Genomic DNA, 8,041 nt, shown 5'->3' with positions numbered 1-8,041 from the left:
TCTATGGAGGGACTCAAAGGCGGTGCCGGTGAATTAAGAATAATTGAGATAAATAAATGGGTATGCCCGACTTGGGAAACGATGGGCACCGCCAGTAGTGATCGACACCCATCAAATGTCGGTCGTCAGCTTCGCTGACCAAGGCTCGGGACGATATCCGGGGCTCAAGCAACGTAGCGCTATGCCCGTTTCACCTCGTTGGTCTTGCCGTCGACCTTGACCTGGCCGAGTACGGTCCCGGTGGCTGGTTCAGACGGCCAACGGATGGGCGTGCGCGCCAGCCGACCCGCTGCCTCGCAGCGTCTTGTCGTCCACGCTGTATGCTCGCCGGCCCGTGTCCGCCTGCAACCACGAATTGATAACCCACCGATCAACGATGCCGTCCAGAGCGTCGGCGCCGACACCGGCCAGGACCCGACGGAACGTGGACTCGTCCGGCGCCCGGAAACCGGCCGGGTGAACGGATCCCGCCACACTCCCAGGCCCGCCAGGACCAGCTGCGGCCATCACCAGCCCACCCCGCGACTGCCGCCGCCGAGCGGGGCCGGAAAGCACCGCCGCGACCGCGGTCACCCAAGGCTCCCGCGAGCGGATGCACCACGCCTCGCGGGTCACGCCGGTTCGGCACCGCAGTCAAGCGCCTCGACCAGAGTTGGCGCGAGGTGGGCAACCGTCGACCCCGGACCGTGTCCGTCGGCGGGCTTGGCTGTACGAATGGCTGTACAGCCAAGCTGACCTCTTCGGTGTGAATGTCGATCTCATTTGCAGTCGTGGTTCAGACGATGCCATCTGATGTCGTCGCGCGTGCCTCGGCCACCGCCGGAGGTTGCCGAATGGGGGATGACGCCGGACCTTTTGCTGACTAATTGCTGATGCCGCGGCCCAAGGGCCTGCGAGCATCGGCCCGGCCTGTCCGATGCGGGCGCTCACGTCGGTGGGGGCCGTTCGGCGTTTGGACCTGGCATCGCCTCTCCGGCTGTCCGTGGTTGACCGGTCTTGGCCCTCCTTGGTCAGGCGGTGGTGCACCGGTTTTGTTGATCGACATCCACGCGTGACCCGCCACCACGATCAAGTCAGGCCAATGCCTGGACTGGGCCCCGGTTTCGTTGGAGGGCGGCAGGGATGGCAAGCTGCTCCACCAGTCCAGACGGACCCGCACCAACATGCGGGCCCTGGCGCCGGGTCGAGGGCCGGGTCGATCAGCGACCACCGGAATGGCGTGGTGAGTGACGGCCCAGGCCCGCGGGGAACAGGCCGATCTGACACGCCCTTCGGTTGCGGGGCGACTGGGCAGTGGCGCCCAGGGGGCCACTGCCCGGCAGGCGCCGATGGCTGTTCGATGCCAAGGAGTGGCGGCGCAACTGATGAAGATTGCCGATATTGGGCGCCTACAACGGTCCTCAATAGTACATTCCGGACATGACCGTCACGCAGACACTAGCCACGCCATCATTAGACCTCGACTGGCTGCTGCATCCAGTCGTTACCGATGACTTCTTGCGGTCGAATTGGGAAACGCAACCACTGTTCGTCGGAAGGGCTGATGGCGAGTACTACAGGCATCTACCAGGGCTCGATGACGTCGAGGAGCTGATTACCGCAACGTCATCGCGTGAGAGCGACGATGTGCGTATTGTCAAGACAAAAGAAAATGGCACGTACTCTGAAGGTGGGCTAACGACACGTCATAACGGCTTTCCTGATATTCACGACGCTTATCGCGCCTATTATCAGGGTTACACGCTTGTCATAAATCGGCTTCATGTTAGATCTGCATCTGCGGCACTCCTCTGTCGAGCCTTGGAAGTTTCGCTTCACCACACGGTAGGTGCCAATCTTTATCTAACCCCCCGCGGGGCGCAGGGCTTCCTCCCGCATGTCGATACCCATGACGTCTTTATCCTTCAACTGCACGGGGAAAAGGAGTGGCACGTCGGCGACCCATCCAACTATCTCCCTCTCGCCTCGAAGTACGGCAAGCGGGAATCCCTTGTCGACTTCAACAAGTTCGTGCTCACGGCCGGCGATCTGCTCTATCTGCCGCGGGGGTTTCCGCACGAAGCTACAACTGCAACTTCATCGTCCCTTCATCTTACGGTTGGCATCCATGCTTTCAGATGGGTCGACCTCGCGGCTGAGGTGCTAACCGTACTCGCCGAAGAGAGCGTGGAGTTTAGGCGTGCACTTCCACCGAAGTTTCTTGACGTTCCTATCGACGTGTCGCTTCTATCGCAATTCTCAAACCGGTTAGCACGAGCTGTGGCGGACGATAGCGTGTTAGTGGAACGTGCCAAGACTCGTCTGGGCGCACGGCTACTCGGGACTGCAAAGGCGGCAGGCTCCGGTCACTTCCACTCCCTCGATGCAATCTCGAGATTGTCAGGTGATTCTGTCGTTGCTCGCCGCCTAGGAACATTGTGCCGAGTTCGATCAACGCCTGAAGAAGCTGTGATTGAATTCAACGGAAACTTTGTTGCCGGCCCCCTGCTTCTCAAGTCGACTTTTGACTTCATTGCTAAACATCAACGTTTTTTGGTTCGCGAACTGCCTGGGCAACTCACAATTGAGGACAAGCTCGATATTGTTGGCCGGCTAATCGGCGAAGGACTCCTCGACTCTGTCGATAGCATGTTAGGAGATGAGGTTTGATGAGTGCCCGAAAAGAAGGGGCGAAAGAGTCCAAGGGGAATCAGGCGCAAGGTGTCGCGCAACCGACGGGGCCCGTCAAGTCGCTGGACTATGAGGACCACGTTCTCTTGGGAAACTGGTATGAAAATCTTATCCTGCAAGATGCTCGGTATTCGCACAAGAAAGGACTCCTTAAGCTGGCCGCCATGGCCATGACCAACGACGATTTTCGGAGCCGGCTTGTTTCAGATACCGAACGGACCTTAGCCGAGTTGTTGGAACAATATCGCGAGCTGGATTTGCCCGATGGTGTCGCGCTGAGGTTCCACGAAAACACGCAAAGTACTCTGCATGTTGTCCTTCCTCCTCGAGCGAACGAGGCGAGAGGTCGGTCAGACCGAGTGCGCGACGCTCTACGTTCCTCCGGGACTGGAGTGGGCACTCTCCGGGATTACAGCGCAACGTTCCGAGACGATTTTGACTTCGGAAACGTCTTTGGGGACGGATGGGACCGTGGAGATAACACCAACTTCGATGCCGGATAGGCAGTAAGAAACGGAGAACGGCGCGAAGACCGTCCCAGGTTCGTCGTCCGACGGCAGCACGGCCGATCATGAACGTGTCGTAAGTCGTGTGATCGCTTCGGCGTGTCGAAGCCAGGAGTCGGGACGAAGCTCCGGTAGGACGGTCTTTTCACGGATCTTGTCTGGTCTTGGCCCCGCGATCACCACCACTTGCCGCACGTAGGACAGTAGGTCGTGACGTCGGGCTACCTCCCGCGGCATGGCGAGCAGCGTGGGCTGGCTGGGGGTCCGCCTGGCCGCTGGGGCCAGGCGGACCGCCGGCGCCATGCCTTCGCGCGGCTGCGTGGAGGGTTTCGGGGGGATCCGCCGGCCGGCAACTCCAGCACCAACGATCTCCCCGGTGTGGAACCGGACCAGTATCGTCGACAAGCCCCACCTCACCCGAGTGGTTTTCGCCTAGCTCAAGATCCCAACCCGTCACCAACGCCCACTGCAGAACACCGTTTAGTGGTGCCCACGACTCGAGGTCATGCCGGCGGCGCGTGAAGACGCCGGCGAGGTGGGGACGCCGGCCCCGGTGCGGGAGGTCGAGGCCCGCCACCGCAGCTCGGGAGTAAGCGTGATGGGCTGGGCCGGCGCCGGCTCGCCTGACAGCCGGCGCAGCAGCAACGCCACTGCTTCGTAGCCGAGGTCCTCCACCCTCAGGTCGACCGAGGTGATCGGCGGGTGGTGATCTTTGGAGAAGGCGCTGTCAGTCAGTGCTGCGATCATGAGGTCATCCGGCACTGCCAGGCCGACCACGGCGGCGGCATCGGCAACTCCTGCGGCGAACCGGGAGGCGGCGGCGATGACGGCATCTGGCCGTCCTGTTTCCTCCAGTAGCGGCACCATCAGGGCCCGGGCGCCGTCGCGTCCCTCACCCTCGTACAGCCGCTGGAGCAGGGGTTCGGTGGACCGGTCCGCGCACCACTGCAGGTACGCCTCGCGGGAGGATCGGTTCCACGCGTTGTCCTCGGTGCCGGAAAACATCATCACCCGCGTCGCGCCTTCGGCGGCCAGCCGATCCAGCAAGTCGCGCATGGCGCTGTGGTAGTCCAACCGAACCGACCAGGGGAACGACGGCAGGTCCGGGTCCTCGTCGACGGTCACCACCGGGACACGGCGGCGGAGCAGTTCAGCGAGCACGGAATCCGACCCGTACGGGAACGCTACGATGCACCCGTCCATCGACACGTGGGACGCGCTCGGGTCGAGGATGTCGGGGACGTGGACCAGACCGAGCTTGTGATCTAGGACCTCGGTTGCCACCGTCCCGGCGAATCGGGTGAACGTTTCGGTTCCACCCCGGGAGCCGTGGGCGGCATCCTGGGGACGCAGGATCAGTCCCAAAATCCCCGACCGGCCGGTCCGCAGGGTGCGGGCCGCGGGGTGGGCGGTATATCCCAGTTCTTCGGCGGCCGCTATCACCCGCTGCCTCGTCGTCTGCGAGATGGGCCGCCGTCCGGAGAACGTGTGCGACACCGTGCTGATCGACACCCCTGCCGCTTTGGCCACGTCCTCGATCCGGACCCGACCGCCCCGCATGTCGTCCTCCTCCACCCCGGGTTCCCCGGCATACACCCCTTGACCGCCGCGAGAAGTCGTGGCTAGCGTACCGAGCCAAGCGTACTCAAAACGTTTTGACAGGGTGGCTGATGCGTCTTTCGAACCAGACCGACGACGAGCTGATCGTCGCCGCTGCGCAGTTCACGTCCCTGCCCGACGTCGCAGAAAACCTGAAGCAGATCCGGGGGCTGGTGGCATCGGCGGCCGATCAGGGCGCACGACTAGTGGTGCTGCCCGAGGCGGCGATGACCGCCTGGGACGCCGAGGCCGACGAGTTGCTGGATCTCGCACGGCGATGGGGAGCGTTGTTCGAGGAGCAGGTGGCTGCGGTCGCTGCCGAACACAACGTGGTGGTCGTGGCGGGAGGGTTTACCGCAGGCCCGAGCGACGAGCGACCGTACAACCGGCTGGTGGCCGCCGGGCCGGCCGGGGTCCTGGGTCGCTACGACAAGCTGCACCTTTACGACGCGTTCGGATACACCGAGTCCTCCCGGGTCCGACCCGGTGAACTCCGACCGGACGGGTCCGAGCTCGTGGCCGTGCCGGTGGAGGGGTTCCGGGTCGGGCTGCTGAACTGCTACGACTTGCGGTTCCCGCAGATGGCGGCGGCTCTTGCCGCCCGCGGTATCGACGTGCTGACCGTCAGCTCCGCCTGGGTCGCCGGCCCCCACAAGGAGATGCACTGGGAGCTGCTGCTGCGCGCCCGCGCCGTGGACAACACCGCCTACGTCATCGGGTCCAGCCAGCCGCCGCCGGCCTCGGCCGGGCTGAGCATGGTCGTCGACCCGCTTGGGCTCGTCCTAGGCACGTGCGCGGCATCTCAGTCGCTGGTCCTGGCCCGGTTGTCCAAGGCACGCCTGCAGGAGGCACGCGCCGCGCTGCCCGTGCTGGCCAACCGGCGTTACCAGGTGGTCCCCGACCCAGGCCGACTCCCCCAGGCCACGGCCACCCCGTCGGCCTCCTCCCTTCCCTGACCCCCTGTTCAGTCCGAAAGGAACCTCATGTCCACTACATCCACCGCAGCCGGCGCCACCCGCGCCAGCGCTCGCCCGGTGGTGACCTCAGCCGCGATCGGCCAATTCGTCGAGTGGTACGACTTTGTCGTCTACGCGTACACGTCCTCGATCGTCGCCACCTTGTTCTTCCCGGCCCACGACCGGACCGCGTCGCTACTGGCCACGTTCGGGGTGTACGCCGTCGGCTTCATCATGCGCCCAGTCGGCGGCCTGCTGTTCGGGCACATCGGGGACCGACTGGGACGCCGCGGCGTGCTCGCGTTCGTGATCCTGCTGATGGGTGCCTCCACCGCCGGGATCGGGCTGCTGCCGACCTACGCCAGCGTGGGACTGGCAGCGCCGCTACTGCTGATCGTTTGCCGCCTTCTGCAAGGCGTGTCCGCCGGCGGGGAGGCGATGGGCTCCAATGCCCTGGTCGCCGAGCATGCCCCAGCCGGACGCCGGGGGCTGTGGGTCGGTTTCACCTACTCGTTCGCCAACATTCCCGCCGTTTTCGCCGCCCTGCTGGTCCTGGCCCTATCCCAGTTGATGCCCGACGCGGCGTGGACGTCATGGGGGTGGCGCATCCCGTTCCTGCTCGGTGGTGTCATCGGTCTGGTCGGCCTGTACATCCGGACCAAGGTCGACGAATCCCCGGCCTTCACCGCGACTCGCGCCGCCGAGAACGTGCCGAAGTCACCCATCCTCACCGTGCTGCGCGAGCACAGGCGCGGGCTACTGTTCGCGTTCTCAATGGCCGCTCTGTCCGGACTCGGTTTCTACTCCCTGACCGGATACTTCGCCTCGTACCTGTCCGAGTCGGCGGGGCTCACCAGCGGAGACGCACTGCTGTCCAACAGCATCGCGGTGTTCGCCGCCTTCGTCACCATGCCGCTTGCCGGTGGCTGGTCGGACCGGATCGGCCGCCGCCCCGTTCTGGCCGTCGGCGCTATCGCCACCGCTGTGATCGCAGTGCCCGCCTACGCCCTGGCGGGATCGGGCCCCCTCTGGGCCGCGGTAGTCGGCCAGTCGCTGCTTGCCGTCGCACTCGGGACCTTCTTCGGCCCGGTCGGGATCGTATTCCTCGAACTGTTCCCGACCCGCACCCGATACAGCGGTGCAGCCATCGGCTACAACGCCGCCTACGTGGTGTTCGGCGGCACCGCCCCACTGTTCGGCACCTGGCTGGTCGCCCGCACTGACAGCCTGCTCGCCCCGGCCGTGTACACCACGATCCTGTCGGCGCTGGTGTTCCTCGTCGCGCTGCGGATCCCGGAAACCCACAAGAGCGACATCGTTCACCACGAGGACGTGCAGTCGACGCAGGTGAGCGGGCAACGGGAGCTGGTAATCAGTCGGAACGACGGCCGCGCCGCTGCTCGGGAGGCCCAGTCATGAACCAGCAGCTGACCGTTTCGCTGGTGCAGTTCACCGCGAACGAGAACGACCGTGACGTCAACGTCAATCGGTGCCTGGAGTTCCTCGACATGGCAGCCGAACGCGGCTCGGACCTGGTGGTGCTGCCGGAGGTGTGGACAGGCCTGGGATATTCCACACCAGACCGATATCGGCAGATCGCCGTCCCCGTGCCCGGACCGTTGACCGACCAAATCGCCGAGAAGGCCCGCGAGCACGGCATGTTTGTCGTCGGGTCGCTGTACCAGCAACTGCCAGACGGCCGGTTCGCCAACGCCGCGCCGCTGATCGGCCCAGACGGGATAGTGGGCACGTATACCAAGACCCACCTGTTCGACGCGCCGGACCGGGTCGACATCGCCCCCGGCATGCGCGAGTCCGACAAGGTGATCGCTGGAGACGACCTGCCCGTGTTCGACACAGCGCTGGGCCCGCTCGGGGTAACAGTGTGCTCCGACCTGCGATTCCCGGAGGTGTACCGGGTCCTGGCTCTACGCGGCGCCCGAATCATCGTTTGCGCGTCCGCGTTCCTGTCCCCGCGGATCGACCACTGGGAGTTCTTCCTGCGCGCCAGGGCCGCGGAGAACCAACTGTTCGTGGTGGCCAGCGGCCAGGTTGGCACCGAACCTGTCACGGGAACCGGGTTCGTAGGCCGGTCGATGGTGGTCGACCCGTGGGGGGTCGTGGTCGCGACCGCGTCGGACGTGGAGGGAATCACCACGGCAACCGTCGACCTGACGGTGATCGAGGAAATGCGCCGAAGGTACCCGCTGATGAATCAGCGCCGACCACAGCTGTACACCGAGATCTGCCGCTGACACAGCGACACGAGAGCCCGTCACGGCAGGAGCGTGTCGTGTGCATGGGACGTTG

At 64.6% G+C, this 8,041-nt stretch carries 6 protein-coding genes; 5 read left to right on the top strand and 1 reads right to left on the bottom strand.

Going from position 1 to position 8,041, the window contains the following annotated elements; translation table 11 throughout:
* The first annotated feature begins 1,419 nt into the window (after positions 1 to 1,419).
* Together ACY34I_RS35415 and ACY34I_RS35410 are read left to right on the top strand one after the other, a co-directional pair.
* Entirely contained in the window at positions 1,420 to 2,649 is a 1,230-nt protein-coding gene (locus ACY34I_RS35415) for a cupin domain-containing protein (protein ID WP_462759510.1), read from the top strand.
* Complete coding sequence (locus ACY34I_RS35410; protein WP_462759509.1) at positions 2,649 to 3,173, top strand: hypothetical protein; 525 nt, start codon at positions 2,649 to 2,651, stop codon at positions 3,171 to 3,173. Before ACY34I_RS35415 ends, ACY34I_RS35410 begins: the two co-directional genes overlap by 1 nt.
* A 483-nt stretch (positions 3,174 to 3,656) precedes the next feature.
* On the opposite strand, the gene ACY34I_RS35405 is transcribed toward ACY34I_RS35410, so the two are convergent.
* Positions 3,657 to 4,751 carry a LacI family DNA-binding transcriptional regulator gene (locus ACY34I_RS35405; RefSeq protein WP_462759508.1) on the bottom strand — a complete coding sequence of 365 codons (1,095 nt, stop codon included), beginning with the start codon at positions 4,749 to 4,751 and terminating at the stop codon, positions 3,657 to 3,659.
* Between the two features lie 95 nt (positions 4,752 to 4,846).
* Between ACY34I_RS35405 and ACY34I_RS35400 the strand changes: the two genes are divergently transcribed.
* Genes ACY34I_RS35400 through ACY34I_RS35390 form a run of 3 tightly spaced genes read left to right on the top strand, consistent with a single transcriptional unit; the run spans position 4,847 to position 7,986 of the window.
* The gene (locus ACY34I_RS35400) at positions 4,847 to 5,731 is read left to right on the top strand and encodes a carbon-nitrogen hydrolase family protein (protein WP_462759507.1); all 885 of its coding nucleotides are present in this window, start codon (positions 4,847 to 4,849) and stop codon (positions 5,729 to 5,731) included.
* A 27-nt stretch (positions 5,732 to 5,758) separates the two neighbouring features.
* Positions 5,759 to 7,150 carry an MFS transporter gene (locus ACY34I_RS35395; protein WP_462759506.1) on the top strand — a complete coding sequence of 464 codons (1,392 nt, stop codon included), beginning with the start codon at positions 5,759 to 5,761 and terminating at the stop codon, positions 7,148 to 7,150.
* Positions 7,147 to 7,986 (top strand): carbon-nitrogen hydrolase family protein, encoded by an 840-nt coding sequence (locus tag ACY34I_RS35390; protein ID WP_462759505.1) that lies wholly within the window; start codon positions 7,147 to 7,149, stop codon positions 7,984 to 7,986. Before ACY34I_RS35395 ends, ACY34I_RS35390 begins: the two co-directional genes overlap by 4 nt.
* The last annotated feature ends 55 nt before the right edge of the window (positions 7,987 to 8,041 follow it).

It is taken from the genome of Micromonospora sp. RTBAU3-60 (assembly GCF_054963695.1).
Note: the sequence above shows the minus strand (reverse complement) of the source record. Positions and strands in the feature narration are given on the sequence as shown.